General features: G+C 61.3%; 17 protein-coding genes. 11 read left to right on the forward strand and 6 right to left on the reverse strand.

What is annotated here, in order from left to right; translation table 11 throughout:
- Positions 1-19 precede the first annotated feature (19 nt).
- Positions 20-820, reverse strand: coding sequence for an SDR family NAD(P)-dependent oxidoreductase (locus C4N04_RS20995; RefSeq protein ID WP_106796925.1), 801 nt, complete (start codon positions 818-820; stop codon positions 20-22).
- 12 nt (positions 821-832) lie between these two features.
- Complete coding sequence (locus tag C4N04_RS21000) at positions 833-2002, reverse strand: zinc-dependent alcohol dehydrogenase (protein WP_040112859.1); 1170 nt, start codon at positions 2000-2002, stop codon at positions 833-835.
- Between the two features lie 201 nt (positions 2003-2203).
- Between C4N04_RS21000 and C4N04_RS21005 the strand changes: the two genes are divergently transcribed.
- The gene (locus tag C4N04_RS21005; protein ID WP_106796926.1) at positions 2204-2410 is read left to right on the forward strand and encodes a hypothetical protein; all 207 of its coding nucleotides are present in this window, start codon (positions 2204-2206) and stop codon (positions 2408-2410) included.
- A gap of 23 nt (positions 2411-2433) precedes the next feature.
- Here C4N04_RS21005 and C4N04_RS21010 read toward each other — a convergent pair whose 3' ends face one another.
- Together C4N04_RS21010 and C4N04_RS21015 are read right to left on the reverse strand one after the other, a co-directional pair.
- Entirely contained in the window at positions 2434-3156 is a 723-nt protein-coding gene (locus C4N04_RS21010) for a metallophosphoesterase (RefSeq protein ID WP_096763292.1), read from the reverse strand.
- A gap of 10 nt (positions 3157-3166) precedes the next feature.
- The gene (locus C4N04_RS21015; RefSeq protein WP_040112862.1) at positions 3167-3973 is read right to left on the reverse strand and encodes a nucleotidyltransferase family protein; all 807 of its coding nucleotides are present in this window, start codon (positions 3971-3973) and stop codon (positions 3167-3169) included.
- 202 nt (positions 3974-4175) lie between these two features.
- On the opposite strand from C4N04_RS21015, the gene C4N04_RS21020 reads away from it, so the two are divergent.
- The 3 genes from C4N04_RS21020 to C4N04_RS31900 are packed head-to-tail and all read left to right on the forward strand — an operon-like array spanning position 4176 to position 4751.
- Positions 4176-4397 (forward strand): hypothetical protein, encoded by a 222-nt coding sequence (locus C4N04_RS21020; RefSeq protein ID WP_106796927.1) that lies wholly within the window; start codon positions 4176-4178, stop codon positions 4395-4397.
- Entirely contained in the window at positions 4360-4584 is a 225-nt protein-coding gene (locus C4N04_RS31615) for a hypothetical protein (protein ID WP_158775576.1), read from the forward strand. Before C4N04_RS21020 ends, C4N04_RS31615 begins: the two co-directional genes overlap by 38 nt.
- Positions 4581-4751: a hypothetical protein gene (locus tag C4N04_RS31900; RefSeq protein ID WP_010045800.1), complete on the forward strand. Its 171-nt coding sequence runs from the start codon at positions 4581-4583 to the stop codon at positions 4749-4751. The genes C4N04_RS31615 and C4N04_RS31900 overlap by 4 nt, the downstream gene beginning before the upstream one ends.
- On the opposite strand, the gene C4N04_RS21025 is transcribed toward C4N04_RS31900, so the two are convergent.
- Positions 4746-5780, reverse strand: coding sequence for a Gfo/Idh/MocA family oxidoreductase (locus tag C4N04_RS21025; protein ID WP_106796928.1), 1035 nt, complete (start codon positions 5778-5780; stop codon positions 4746-4748). The genes C4N04_RS31900 and C4N04_RS21025 overlap by 6 nt on opposite strands.
- Positions 5780-6766, reverse strand: coding sequence for a zinc-binding dehydrogenase (locus tag C4N04_RS21030; protein ID WP_106796929.1), 987 nt, complete (start codon positions 6764-6766; stop codon positions 5780-5782). The genes C4N04_RS21025 and C4N04_RS21030 overlap by 1 nt, the downstream gene beginning before the upstream one ends.
- 56 nt (positions 6767-6822) lie before the next feature.
- Here C4N04_RS21030 and C4N04_RS32510 point away from each other — a divergent pair, with 56 nt between their 5' ends.
- From C4N04_RS32510 to C4N04_RS21060, 7 genes are read left to right on the forward strand one after another with little or no spacing between them, the layout of a single operon-like run.
- Complete coding sequence (locus tag C4N04_RS32510) at positions 6823-6948, forward strand: hypothetical protein (protein WP_010054990.1); 126 nt, start codon at positions 6823-6825, stop codon at positions 6946-6948.
- Complete coding sequence (locus C4N04_RS21035; RefSeq protein WP_183744415.1) at positions 6948-8051, forward strand: SDR family NAD(P)-dependent oxidoreductase; 1104 nt, start codon at positions 6948-6950, stop codon at positions 8049-8051. The genes C4N04_RS32510 and C4N04_RS21035 overlap by 1 nt, the downstream gene beginning before the upstream one ends.
- Positions 8048-10090, forward strand: a complete 2043-nt coding sequence (locus tag C4N04_RS21040) for an NAD-dependent epimerase/dehydratase family protein (protein WP_106796931.1) — start codon at positions 8048-8050, stop codon at positions 10088-10090. The genes C4N04_RS21035 and C4N04_RS21040 overlap by 4 nt, the downstream gene beginning before the upstream one ends.
- The gene (locus C4N04_RS21045) at positions 10087-11190 is read left to right on the forward strand and encodes a glycosyltransferase family 4 protein (RefSeq protein WP_280954349.1); all 1104 of its coding nucleotides are present in this window, start codon (positions 10087-10089) and stop codon (positions 11188-11190) included. The genes C4N04_RS21040 and C4N04_RS21045 overlap by 4 nt, the downstream gene beginning before the upstream one ends.
- A gap of 2 nt (positions 11191-11192) precedes the next feature.
- Positions 11193-12323, forward strand: coding sequence for a glycosyltransferase (locus C4N04_RS21050; protein WP_106796932.1), 1131 nt, complete (start codon positions 11193-11195; stop codon positions 12321-12323).
- On the forward strand, positions 12320-13411 hold the full coding sequence (locus tag C4N04_RS21055) for a glycosyltransferase (RefSeq protein ID WP_106796933.1): 1092 nt from the start codon (positions 12320-12322) through the stop codon (positions 13409-13411). The genes C4N04_RS21050 and C4N04_RS21055 overlap by 4 nt, the downstream gene beginning before the upstream one ends.
- A complete protein-coding gene (locus tag C4N04_RS21060) occupies positions 13408-14508 on the forward strand; it encodes a glycosyltransferase (RefSeq protein ID WP_106796934.1) in 1101 nt (366 codons plus the stop codon). Before C4N04_RS21055 ends, C4N04_RS21060 begins: the two co-directional genes overlap by 4 nt.
- Positions 14509-14519: the final 11 nt, after the last annotated feature.

The raw sequence follows: 14519 nt of genomic DNA on the forward strand, positions 1-14519 counted from the left end.
TTCCTGCCGAGGGCCGTTGTCATTTGCGACCAGAGCCCGGCTCCGCCATCTTCGAATGCTGGTGGGCGAGCACGCTCGCCGGCGTGACGTTGGCAACGGCGGCCTGGAGCTTGTTCTTCCAGCCGCTGACGACATCGCCTTCGCCGTCCATCATCGCGTCATATCCGATGCGTGCGACTTCGCCTGCGTCATCCTTTTTCGACTGGCCGATCGCCGTATCCAAAAGACCTGCCCGCTTGAAGAACTCGGTTTCCGTTGCTCCGGGCATGAGGCAACTGACGGTTACGCCGCAATCCTTCAATTCCTCGCGTAAGGCGAAAGAGAAGCTGTTGATGAAAGCCTTGGTGGCGTTATAGACGGCCTGGTAAGAGCCCGGCATGAAGCCGGCGATCGAACCTGTCAGCAGGATACGTCCCTCGGCGCGGCTGCGCATCTGGTTGCCGACGGCATGGATCAAGTGGATCGTTCCGGTAATGTTGGTTTCGACGACCTTGCGCGCCTCAGCGAAATCCTGGTCGAGGAAGGCCTTGCCGAGCCCGCGTCCCGCATTGGCCATCAACAGGTCCACCGACCGGCCGCTGGCGGTGATCCGTTCCACAAGCCGATCTACGCCTTGAGTTGTCGACAGGTCGGCCTCAACGGCCTCCACCGCGGTGCCGAACTCCTTGAGGTGGGCTGCGGCCTGATTGATGCGCTCCTCGTTGGCGGCGATGATGAGATCATAACCATCCTGGGCCGCGCATTTCGCCAGTTCGTAGCCGATGCCAGTGGAGGCGCCGGTGACGACGGCGAGGCCCTTGCCTCCTTCATTATCAGCCATCATGCTGCTCCTTCAGGGTTTGAGGACGACCTTGATGCATCCGTCCTGCTTGTCGCGGAACGTTTTGTAGAGGGAAGGCCCGTCTTCCAGCGAGCCGCGATGGGTAATGACGAAGGACGGATCGATGTCTCCTTTCTCGATACGTTCCATCAGTATCGGCAAGTAATGCTGGACCGGTGTCTGGGCCATCCTGAAGGTCAGGCCGCGATTGATGGCCGAGCCCATCGGGATCTTGTCGAGAAAGCCGCCATAGACCCCGACGATCGAAACCGTACCGAAGTTGCGGCAGCAATGGATCGCCTGACGCAGCACATGCGGTCGGTCGGTTCCCATGAACATTGCGACCTTGATGCGGTCGAGGCGCGAATCCCAACTGGCGGCTGCCTCGGCCTCGGTTCCCACCGCGTCGATGCAGGCATCTGCGCCGCGCCCATCGGTCAAATCCATGATCTGGTCGTAGACATCCTTGTCCATGAAATCGAGTGTGATCGCTCCGGCAGCTTGTGCAAGCGCAAGCCGCTCGGGCACCGCATCGATGGCGATTACCCTTTCGGCGCCGAGCAGGAAGGCGGAGCGGATCGCCATCTGACCGACCGGGCCGCAGCCCCAGATCGCGATCGTATCGCCAGGCTGAATATTGCAGAACTCCGCGGCCATGTAGCCGGTCGGGAAAATGTCCGAAAGGAAAAGCACCTGATCGTCGGAGAGCCCGTCCGGCACCTTGATCGGACCGACATCGGCGTAGGGCACGCGCAGATATTCCGCCTGTCCGCCGGCATAACCGCCGAGTAGATGCGAATAGCCGAACAGTCCGGCCGGCGAATTGCCCCACATCTTCGTGACTTTCGAGCGATCCGGGTTGGAGCGCTCGCAGCCCGAATAAAGACCGCGTTTGCAGAAAAAACATTCGCCACAGGAAATTGTGAAGGGGACAACGACGCGATCGCCGACCTTGAGTTTGGTGTTGTCTCTGCCGACCTCCACGACCTCGCCCATGGTCTCGTGGCCCATGACGTCGCCGCTGTGCATTTCCGGCATGACACCGTCATAAAGATGCAGATCGGACCCGCAGATCGCGCAGGCAGTGACCTTGATGATGGCATCCCGGCCGTCTTCAATCCTAGGATCGGGCACGCTCTCGCAGCGGATATCATGCTTGCCGTGCCAGGTCAGAGCTCTCACGTTTTTTCTCCTCGGCGCTCGTCGATGGCGCTCCAACCTCAGCTTCTGCGAAATGTTCCCGTTGTTCGCGGCTCCCGATCGGGCCCCGAGGAGTTCGGAACAGAGGCTCGCGGTACGAGTTCGTCCTGAGGATGCAAGCACGGCAAATCCGCCGCAGCGTCCGGCTCGAACCACAAAGCTTCCATCACGAAGGAGCAAATCATGACTTCGCCCAAACACGCAAAGACCAGCAAACCAAGCGACCTCGACCTGTCGAACGACCCAGGTATCGGCCGCTCCCGCGGCATCGTATCTCCACCTGAGGACGAGGCGATGCAGGCCGAAAATACTGTCGAAGGCGATGCCGCCAACGATACGACTACCCAGGGCGGTGTCGACCCGCGCCGCCGCGGACGGACCAACAAATAGCCGCCGCCCTCGGTTGACCGCCGTCAAAGCTCGAGTAAGGCGTAAGCTTTGCCGGTCGGCTTCTCGACATGGGCCGCGACATTGTAGACCGGGGCGCCGCCCGGTGTGCGGCCCTCATAGGATCCGCGATGGGCATGGCCGTGCACGACGGCGTTCACGCGAAACCGGTCGATGGTTTCCGCAAGCCGCGAGGAGCCCAGAAAGGGATAGATTTCCAACGGCTCACCTGCAACGGTTTCGGCGATCGGGGCATAGTGCAGCACGACGAGGGAGCGATCGGAACGCACCTGCCGCATCGCGTTTTCCAGCCGCATCGATTCCTCGACGCTCTCGGCGACCATCGCCTTGATGGCGGTTTCGCCGAAGGAACCGAGCATATGGCGCCCGAAGCCGCCGGCAAAACCCTTGACGCCAACGAAACCGACACCGGCGATCTCGGCTGCATGGCCGTTCAGCAATTTCACGCCGGCATCGGTCAGAATTTTGCAGATGTCCTCGACCTGACCGCTTTCATGGTCGTGATTGCCGAGGACGGCGACCGTCGGCACCGTGCAATGCCTAAGATCGATGGCGAGCAATTCGGCCTCCTTCGGCCGGCCGAGATCGGTCAGGTCGCCGGCAATGACCAGGACATCGGCGACCAGTGAGATTTCGGCAAACAGATCCTTGTAGGATTTTGCGCCGTCCTCAGTCATATGCAGGTCGGCCACTGCCGCAACCTTCACGCTCTTTCGCTGATCATCCATCGCATTTCTCCTAATCGCCTCTGAGTTCACCTTCGCCACCGACATCGGCAAAACCCCATTCCTTCACGTCGATCTCGAAATCGACGCGGGAATACATCCGTCCGCGGCATATTTTCATTTGCGGCAGTGGCAATTCCTGCTGTGCCTTCAGCCGGTCCAGAAGCTCCTCCAGCAGCCACCGCGGAATCTTGTCCCGCTCGGTCGGGTAGATCCATCTAAAATTGAGAATGTGGATGAGAAGCACCTCCCAATGGACTTCGAGATAAGCGAGCAGCTTACGCCAGTCGATGGCATCATGTGCCTTCAAGATGACATGCGCGACATCGGCACCATCGTAGCGATGTCGCAGCTGGACAAAGCATTTCGACCAGACCAGCTCGGTCGGGCTGACGATCCTGACCGTGTGACCGCACATTTCGACCTTTCGCGCATCCTCGAACCAGTCGTCGCCGACCGGCATGGTTCCGTTGGATGAAGCAAAGATGACGTCGAAGAAGTGGTGGCCCTTCAGCACTTTCCCGAGCCAGCGTTCGTCTTCGACTTCGACCGTATAGCCCTTCGATTTGAAGTGGCCCAAGATGCGCGCATAGTCGCCGGCCTTGCAAAATATGTCGAAATCCTTCGTCTGGCGGGAGATGCCGGTGTAGGCGCAGACGGCGTAGGTGCCGGCGACGAGAAAAGGAATGCGGGATTTGACGAGCTCCTCAACGACTTCGGTGACGAACGGCTCGGCGGCGGGATCGATGAGCTGCGGGACCGCCTTTGCCTTGATCAGCACATCATTGTCTCTGCCCTTTCCGGCTGTTCGCACGGTCATCGTCGATTCCTGTGTTTGATACGCAAAGCAACACCTGGAGCGGTTCAATGTTCCGGCCTGTCGCTGAAGGCGGCGGCCTTGACGTGAGAGCTGTTTGTCATGCCCGCCCGATTAGCCCGGAACTTCGCTATCTCCGTGTCGTTTGGACCATGAGACGCGTGCCGCGTCTCCAGAAGGCCCCGGATGCTGATTGGAGGATGTCATGGACAGACGAGCGAAGATATCGACCGGCGCGAACGACAGACCGAGGAACGAAACCATTGCCGGAAGCGGCCCGGATATTCCCGACGACAGCGGCCGCATGGTTGAGCTGACGGACGAGGAAATCAAACGCACGAAAGCTTCGCTGTTGCGCGATCGGTTCGACAATCGCAAGGACGAGCTCGATGAACAGATCGATCTTCCGCAAAGGGGCGCGCCGTGACCGAGGTGAGGAAGTCGGTCCTTCCGCCTCGGGCTCAGGCTTCGACGATGAAAGGCCGCCATGGCGAATGATGATATTCGTCATCACTATCTTTCTCATCGCTTGTCTGATTGCTCTGGCTTTCGTGCTGACGACACATGAACCCGATGAGAAATCACCCACGCCGGCTACGGAGCAGGCACGATGAGCGACGGGGATAAAGATCCTGTTCAGCGACCATCATCTTCTTCGGCAGGCAAACGCACCAGGCTCAATGCTGGGAGAATTGCACTCATCCTGGTCGGCACGGTCGGCGTGGTTGCATTCATCCTCTATGCGACGATCGTCTTCTACGGCCTTATCACTGGTTCATGAGATCGTATCCGCCTGCTGGTAGATGCGGTCGATCACCTCCGCGACCGCGACGAACTCTTGAGCGGCAGGATGGTGGCGCTGACCTCGGGCTAGTCTCCTCACCCAATCGACGGCGGCTCGTCCGCCCCATTCCTCTGGCGGCTCGGCCAGGGTTTGGCGGGACGTGCCGGATAGCTTTGCAGCGGTGAAGTCATAGAACGATCCGTCGACATTTCTGAATGAGGCGCCTCCTTCCGTTCCGAAGAAATCGGCGCCGATCACGGCGTCGCAGCCGGCCTGAAGTCGCCAGGACGAAGTCACGCGCACCACTTGACCGCCGGAGAGTGTGAGAGTCGCCGCGGCAAAGTCCTCGACGGAGCGGCTTTCCCCGAGGCGGTTTCCGCCGGCTCTCAACTCGCTCGTGACGGTCGCGACGGATGGGAAATCGAGACACCATAAGACGAGGTCGATCAGATGAACCCCGAGATCGATAAGGCAGCCGCCGCCGGACAGTGTCTTGTCGTAGAACCAGGCCTTGTCGGGACCATAGGCGTTATGGAAAGTCAGGTCCGCCGCGAATACCTTTCCAAGTGCACCGGAGCGGATGAGCTCACGGATCTGCCGCATGCCTTCCGTATGGCGATAGGAAAGGTCGACCCCAAGCAATCTGTTCGCCGCCCTGGAGGCATCGACGACAGCCCTGACTTCCGATGCCGTTCGCCCGAGCGGCTTCTGGCAAAAGACGGCAACCCCTGCCTCGAGCGCGCGGATGGACTGCGCGGCATGGCTGGCGCTCGGCGTGGCAATGACTATGCCGTCGAGCTGCTGATCGAGCAGCTCCTCCAGATCGGCGGCGATCACGGCATCGGGTGCAAGGGCACAGGCCTCGCTCATCATCTCGGTCGACGGGTCGGCAATGGCGACGGCCTCTGCAAAACCGCTGTCGAGCACCGCTTTCATGCGCTGCCGGCCGATCCAACCGACGCCGAGAAAACCGAGCTTCACCTGTTTGAGGGCGGTCGCCGTCTGTGCCGAAACCAGCTCATTCATCAATATTGCACCAAGGCTTTCAGGAAACCGTCAGGACGGTCGCGTGTGGTATTCAGTGCCTCGCCCAGCCGCTCCAGGGGATAGATGTGCGTATAGAGCGGCTGGGGGTCGATCCTGCCTTGGCGCACCGCTTCTATCGCCTCGCGAATGCCCCTCATATAGACAGCGGGATCACGCTCGTGAGCGTTGATGACATCGAGCCCGCGCCAGTTCCAAAGCTGCATGTTCACCTGGCGAGGGCCGTCCTGGTGATAGCCGGCGATCACAAGCCGGCCCCGCTCCTTGGCAAGCTCGCCCGCCAGGTCGAGCGGCCATTGTTTGCCTACAGCTTCGATGACGCAGTCGCAGAAACATCCGTCCGTCAGCGTCCTGACGTCCTCGATGATGCGCCAGTGATCGTCCATCGGGATGACCTCGGCAGCGCCCATCCTTTTTGCTACCTCGAGTGAATAGGACCGCCGAGAGATGGCGATCACCCTTGCTCCCGCTGCCGCGGCGAGCCGGGTCAGGAGGGCGCCAATAAAACCAACGCCGATGATCGCGACGGTCTGGCCGCTTTCGATATTGCTGCGGCCGAAGATGTTCATGGCGCATCCAAGCGGCTCCCCCGGAATCGGCTGACCATCCAATTCCCTTGGCAGCACGGCAACCATCGAGGCATCCGCGAGGTCGTGCGTGGCGTAGGCATGATAGGATAGCGCCGCGACCCGGTCTCCCTTTTGCAGGTCGGTGACGCCGTCGCCTATGGCGTCCACGACACCCCAGCCCTCGTGGCCGAGACCGCCTGCCTCGGTCGGAAACGTCATCCACTCCGGCCCGGCCCAGGGCGTGAGGTTCGAAGCGCAGACGCCACAGCCTTCCAGTCTCACCCTCACTTGGCCCGGCCCCGGTTCCGGCAGGGCACGAGTCTCGACCGAAACATGTCCGGGACCGGTCACGATTGCCGCCCGCATCAGCTCGCCCGCGGGCCTCGCCGCAATGTTCATGAGATGTCCTCCAAGGTGGCGTCCATCGAACCCGTGAGGCTCGCGAAGAGTTCCCGATGGAGGTCAAAGAAGTCAAAGATGATGAAGTCAATAAAGATGTCATTGATGCAGGAACTTTTCTATCCACGCTCGGTTCGGCCGCTATCTCCGAAGCAATTTCTTCAACCGGACGGATCCAATAATGACGATCTTGATAACAGGAGGGTGCGGCTTCATCGGCCGCCATGTTGCTGAAGAACTTCTGCAAAGCGGCTATGAGGTGCGCGTCCTCGATGCCTTGATCGACCAAGTGCATGCCGACGCCGAGCTTGTCGTGCCGGAGGGTGCCGAGGTCATTCGCGGCGACGTCAGGGACAAGGACGCGGTGCGCGCGGCGCTCGCGAATGTCGATGGCGTCATTCATCTTGCCGCCGAAGTCGGCGTCGGACAATCAATGTATGAAATTGCCCGCTACGTCGGCTGCAACGACCTCGGAACGGCGGTGCTGCTCGAAGCCATGATCGGCATGCCTGTCCGAAAGATCGTCGTCGCTTCCTCCATGAGCGTTTATGGAGAAGGGCTTTATCTGACCGGGGACGGCAGACGGCTCGGCTATGTCAGGCGGCGAAGCCACCATATCAAGCGTGGCCAATGGGATCCGCTCGGCCCGGATGACGAGCGATTGACGCCCGTCGCCACCGACGAGGAGAAGCCGGTCGATCTGGCTTCGATCTACGCCTTGACAAAATATGCCCAGGAAAAGCAGGTCCTGATCTTCGGCGAGGCCTATGGCCTGGATGCCGTCGCACTGCGTCTTTTCAACGTGTTCGGCGCCGGCCAGGCCCTTTCCAACCCCTATACCGGCGTGCTCGCAAATTTCGGCTCGCGCCTCGCCAACCGGCAGCCGCCGATGATCTTCGAGGATGGCAAGCAGCGGCGCGATTTCGTCCATGTGCGCGACGTGGCGAGGGCCTTCCGGCTGGCTCTGGAGAAGCCCGCGGCGTCGGGCCACGTGATCAATATCGGCAGCGGCCTGGCCTATTCGATCGCCGACGTCGCAATGCTTCTTGCCGACGCGATGGGCGTGCCGGAGATCGCCCCCGATATCATGAACAAGGCGCGTTCCGGCGACATACGCAATTGCTTTGCCGATATCTCCAAGGCACGTGAACTGCTCGGCTTCGAGCCCAAATACCATCTCGAAAATTCGCTCGCTCCTTTCGTCGACTGGGTCCGGCAGACAGGAGCGATCGACCGTGGCGCCGAGATGAAGCGGCAACTTGAAGAACGGGGGCTGGTTTCATGAACAAGGCCGGCTCTCGAGCATCCAGCCAGCGGGAGACTCGGCGCTTCGGATTCGTCGAATGGTTCCGACCGGGAGAACATGAGCGGACCGAGACCCTACTGCCGGATATACTGGCGAGCGGCGCGAGTTATCTCAGGACACATCTATCCTGGGCCGAATATCTGGCGCCCGGCGGGCAGGAATGGTTCGACTGGTTCATTCCACGCGTCGGCAGCGAAATCGATCTTCTGCCCTGCATCCACTACACGCCGCCATGCCTTTCCAGGACAGGGAAGTCTTCAGGCGCGCCGCTCGATCTCAAATCCTACGCCGACTTCGTCGATCATATCCTGACGCGCTACGGCGGCTATTTCCGCCACATCGAGCTCTGGAACGAACCGAACAATCTGCTCGATTGGGATTGGCGCCAGGACAGCGATTTTCTGCTCTTCTGCGAGATGGTCGGCGGTGCCGCCTATTGGGCCAAGCAGCGAGGCTACAAACCGGTGCTCGGCGGCCCGTGCCCCTTCGATCCCTATTGGCTCAACCTGATGGGCACGCGCGGCGTGCTCGGTGTCGTCGATGCCGTCGGCTTCCACGGCTTCCCCGGGACCTGGGACAGTGAGGAAGCAACGTGGGGCGGTTGGGACATGCATCTCGGCGAGATGCGCGGGATCATCGATCGCTATAATGCCGAAGCCGAAATATGGATTACCGAAACCGGCTATTCGACCTGGCGCAATGACGAGATCGAACAGGCACGGCGCTTCATCAAGGCGCTCAACGTCCGGGCCGACCGCATCTATTGGTATTCATGGGGCGATGTGCCGCCGGATGTGCCGGTTCAGGAAGGTCTGTGGTTCGATCCGCGGCACTATCATCTCGGCGCAGTCACCCACGACAATAAGCCGAAGCTGCTTGCCCGCCTTCTGATGGAGGGAGGCATCAACAGGCTGGAGGAGGTCGCGGCGCTCGCTGCGCCCCATCTCGCCTCCGATGCCGCGCCTGTTGTCGTGACCGGCGGCAGCGGATTCGTCGGGTCCAATCTCGCCGACAGTCTGTTGAACGACGGTGAAGACGTCATCATTCTCGACAATCTGGGACGTTCGGGCGTCGATCAGAACCTCTCATGGCTGATCGAACGGCATGGAGCACGGGTGCATCCGGTTCTTGCCGATGTTCGCGACCTGGTGGGGATCGAAGCAGCCTTCAAGGATGCCAAAGCCGTCTTCCACTATGCCGCGCAGACAGCCGTGACCACCAGCCTCGCCGATCCGCTGCAAGATTTCGAAACCAATGCCCGCGGTACGCTCAACGTGCTGGAATCCGTCCGCAAGGCAGGCCGGCGGGCGCCGGTCATCTTCGCAAGCACCAACAAGGTTTATGGTGCTCTGGACGATCTGCGGATGGTCGAGCTTGATGATCGCTATGTCCCCGAAGATGAGATCGTGCGGGCGCAAGGCATTGCCGAGAATCGGCCGCTTGATTTCTGCACACCCTACGGGTGCTCTAAGGGTGTCGCCGACCAATATATCCTCGACTATGCGAAGTCCTACGGCATACCGGCTGCCGTCCTGCGCATGAGCTGCATCTATGGACCGCGTCAATTCGGCACCGAGGACCAAGGCTGGGTGGCGCATTTCCTCATCCGTGCGCTTGGCGGCGAAGCCATTTCGGTCTACGGCAGCGGCAAGCAGGTTCGGGACATCCTGCATGTGGATGATGCGGTGGCCGCCTACCGCCTGCTGCTCGCTAATATCGATCGGCTCGCCGGCAATGCCTTCAACCTCGGAGGAGGCCCGTCCAATGCGGTCAGCGTCCTCGCGGTGCTGCGCGAGATCGAAGATCTTACGGGATATTCTGTTGAAACGAATTTCGGCCCATGGCGGGCCGGCGATCAGTTCTATTTCGTTGCCAATACCGGAAAACTTGAAACCGAGATCGGCTGGAAAGCGGGCGTCGGATGGCGAGACGGTCTGCGACACCTTGCTGAATGGCTGATCGCCAATCGTTTCGGCGGTCGGCGCATCCGCAGTGAAAAGCGGAAGGCGTCGGCATGACCGGACAGAACGGGCACAGCCGTGTGATGATGACGCTCGATGCCGTTGGTGGCGTCTGGCGTTACGCCATGGATTTGGCGGCAGCCCTGAAGGCGAAGCATATCGAGGTTGTCTTCGCCGGCTTTGGTCCCATGCCCGCGGAGGAAAAAAATGCCGAGGCTAGGCGGCTTGGGAAACTCGTCTGGCTGGACGCTCCGCTCGATTGGATGGTGCAGGACGAAAAGTCTGTTGCCGAAGTGCCGCGCCTCATCGCCGATCTCGCCCGTCGCGAAAAGGCCGATCTTCTGCATCTCAATCTGCCGTCGCAGGCCGCGGACCTGCAAACGGAGCTGCCGGTAATTGTGGTGTGCCATTCCTGTGTGGTGACCTGGTTCGCCGCCGTACGCGGCACCGAGGTGCCGCGGAACTGGCAATGGCAATATCGGCTGAACCAGGCAGGCTTCGCCCGCGCAGACGCTGTAATTGCGCCGAGTCGCAGCCAAGCGGAGGCGATGGAAGCGGCCTATGGACCGATCCAGAACCTTCACGTTGTTTACAATTCGAGCGCGCTCGTTGCTTCCGATGAGCCCAAACGGAACTTCGTTCTCGCCGCCGGCCGCTGGTGGGATGAGGGAAAAAACGGCGCCGCGCTGGATGCGGCCGCAGCCTTGACACGCTGGCGGGTGCTGGCGGTGGGTGCCAACGGTGGTCCCAATGATCAATACCAGCCGTTCCGCCACGCCGACCATCAAGGCGAGCTTTCCCATGAGCGGACGAAGATCCTGATGCGGCAGGCGGCCGTCGTGGCGTCACCCTCCCTCTATGAGCCCTTCGGTCTGGCGGCCCTGGAAGCGGCAAGGGCGGGCGCGGCTTTGGTGCTCTCCGATATCCCAACCTATCGCGAGATCTGGAACGACGCTGCCCTGTTTGCGGATCCGCGGCATCCGAACGCTTTCGCGGAGGCCTTCAACAGTCTTGCCGAGGATCCGCAACGGCGTGTCGCGCTCGGCCTGGCGGCGCGCCGGCAATCTGCCCGCTTCAACCTCGCGGCGCAGGCGCAGGCCATGTGCGGGATCTATTCCGGCATATCCGGCCGCACCTTCTCGACAGCAGCGGAGTGATCATGAAATTCGTTTTTTATACCCACTCGCTAATTTCCGACTGGAACCATGGCAACGCGCATTTCCTTCGTGGCGTCATGCGCGATCTCCAGCGGCGCGGTCATGAGACGCTGGCATTGGAGCCGGAGGATGCCTGGAGCCGCACCAACCTTGTGAGGGATCAGGGCCCGGCTGCGGTCGAGAAGTTCCATGCGGCCTTTCCGCAGCACCGCTCGCAGATCTACGCCAGGGACTTCGATCATGAAGCAGCACTGGCCGATGCTGATGTGGTGATCGTCCACGAATGGACGGACCCGCAGCTGGTCGAACGTCTCGGCTGCATCCGGCGCAGTGGCGCGACCTTTACCCTGCTCTTCCATGACACGCATCATCGGGCGGTTTCCGCTGAAGGCGATATCGCGGCGCTTATCCTCGAGGACTATGACGGCGTGCTGGCCTTCGGGCAGACGTTGCGCGAACGGTATCTTCGCGCCGGCTGGGGCAAGTCTGTATTTGTCTGGCACGAGGCGGCGGACGAGGTCCTGTTTCGGCCGATGCCCGAGATCGAAAGAATCGGAGATCTCATCTGGATCGGCAACTGGGGCGATGATGAGCGCTCCGCCGAGATCGCCGAATTCCTGATCCGCCCGGCAATGGAGCTCGGCCTGAAGACGACGGTTCGCGGGGTCCGTTATCCCGATCATGCACTCGATGCCCTGCGCGCTGCCGGCATCGCTTACGGCGGATGGATCGCCAACGCCGATGTCCCCGTCGCCTTTGCCAGCCACAAGGTCACGGTGCACATTCCGCGCCGGCCATATGTCGAGCACCTGCCGGGGATCCCGACGATCCGCATCTTCGAGGCTCTTGCTTGTGGCATCCCCCTGATCTCGGCGCCCTGGGACGACGCCGAGCACCTATTTGCGGCGGGCACCGACTACCTTGTCGTTCGCGACGGCGCGGAGATGAAGAAAAGCCTGCGTGAGCTTCTCTGCGATGCCGACCGGGCGGCGAGCCTGACGGCCGCCGGCCTGGAGACCATCAAGGCGCGCCACACCTGCCGGCATCGCGTCGACGAACTTTTCACCATCCTGGCGCACTGCGGCAGCAAGAGGGTTGCCCAGGACCTGCACTCTCGGGAGGCAGCCGAATGAAAATCGCCTTTTACGGTTCGAGTCTCGTCTCCGCCTACTGGAATGGGGCTGCCACCTATTATCGCGGTCTGCTGCGAGCCCTGGCGACCAAAGGATACGACATCACTTTCTACGAGCCCGATGTCTACGATCGGCAGAAGCACCGCGACATTGATCCGCCGGACTGGTGTAAGGTCGTCGTTTATGACGGGACGATCGAGGCCTTGAAGGCCGCTGCGAGCGAAGCGGCTGAGGCCGATATCGTCGTCAAGGCAAGCGGCGTCGGTTTCGAAGACGATCTGCTGCTGGAAGAGGTCCTTCGTAATGCGCGGACGCAGGCGCTGAAGATCTTCTGGGACGTCGACGCGCCCGCAACGCTCGCCGAACTGACGGGATGTTCGGATCACCCGCTGCGCCGTGCGCTCGCTGAAATCGATCTGGTGCTGACCTACGGCGGAGGCGACCCTGTCGTGACCGCGTACCGCTCGGTCGGGGCAGCAGACTGCGTGCCGATCTATAATGCGCTCGATCCGCAAACGCATCACCCGGTGCCGGAGGAGGGTCGTTTTACTGCCGATCTCGCTTTTCTCGGCAATCGTCTGCCGGACCGGGAGGCGCGGGTCGAGCACTTCTTCCTGGAGCCGGCGTTTCGCCTGCCGGACCGCAACTTTCTGCTCGGCGGCTCGGGCTGGCAGGACAAGCCGATGTCCGCAAATGTCCGCTATATCGGCCATGTGCCGACACGGGATCATAACGCTTTCAACGTAACCCCTATGGCGGTTCTCAACATCTCGCGCGCCAGCATGGCGGAAAACGGTTTCTCGCCTGCCACCCGGGTCTTCGAAGCGGCCGGCGCCGGCGCCTGCCTCATCACCGACTATTGGGAGGGTATCGAGCTTTTCCTCAAACCAGGCGATGAAGTGCTGGTCGCGCGTGACGGGCAGGATGTGGCTGCCTTGGTTGCGGCGTTATCCCGCCGGTCCGCGCAGGAGATCGGGCAGAGGGCGCGCATGCGCGTGCTGGCAGAGCACACCTATGTCAATCGTGCCGAGGTGGTGGACAAAATTTTCCGCGCGCGTCTCGGCGCGCGGATGGAGGCGGCCGAATGACGAAACCACTCGATATCGTCTTCCTCGGACTTTCACTTTCCTCCTCCTGGGGAAACGGTCATGCCACGACCTATCGCGCCCTCATCAAGGGTTTGCGGCAGGACGGCCACCGGATTCTGTTCCTTGAACGCGACGTGCCCTGGTACGCCAGCCACCGCGACCTCGTCTCGCCTGAATTCTGCGATCTCGCCTATTATACCGATGTCGACGTCATGATCGGACTTCATGGAGACAGGCTGCGCGGGGCCGATGCCGTCGTCGTCGGATCCTATGTTCCGGACGGCGTCGCCCTCATTGACAAACTCGAAAGGCTCGGGCCGAAACGGTTCTGCTTTTACGACATCGACACGCCGGTCACCCTCGCAAAGCTCGATCGCGGCGATGAAGAATATCTGGCGCTGAGGCAGATCCTGCTGTTCGATGCCTATTTTTCCTTTTCCGGAGGGACGGTGTTGACCTTGTTGGAGCGCAGTTACGGTGCGCGGCGGGCGATCGCGCTCTACTGCTCCGTGGATGAGAGCCGCTATGCCGACACCGGCGAGCCCAAATGCTGGGATCTCGGCTACCTCGGAACATACAGCCAGGACAGGCAGCCGACACTTGAGCGCCTTCTTCTGGAGCCGGCGCGCCGACTGCCGTCCATGCGCTTTGTCGTTGCCGGACCGCGATATCCGGCTGGTATCGATTGGCCGGCCAATGTGCAGCGTATCGAACACCTGGCGCCTGCCGCGCACGCAAGCTTTTACACGCGACAACGGTTCACCTTGAACGTGACCCGCTCGGACATGATCGCTGCCGGCTGGTCTCCGAGCGTGCGCCTGTTCGAAGCCGCCGCCTGCGGAACGCCTGTTATCAGCGATTTCTGGCAGGGGCAGGACCAGTTGCTGCCGGATGGCGAAGCTCTGATCATCGCCCGCGGGCCGGAAGATGTCGTCGCAGTGCTAACGGAGCTTGCCGACAGCGACCGTGCGGCGATCGCCGCTGCGGCCAGGAGACGCGTGATGGACGGCCATACCGGTCTGGCCCGTGCCGGCGAATTTGCCCGGACGCTGTCGGAGCTACCGGTAAATCGAGCTTACGAGCGTATCTCAGCCTGAAGGAGAGTATC

This window comes from Rhizobium sp. H4 (assembly GCF_003013335.1).
Classification (GTDB): Bacteria; Pseudomonadota; Alphaproteobacteria; order Rhizobiales; family Rhizobiaceae; genus Rhizobium; species Rhizobium sophoriradicis.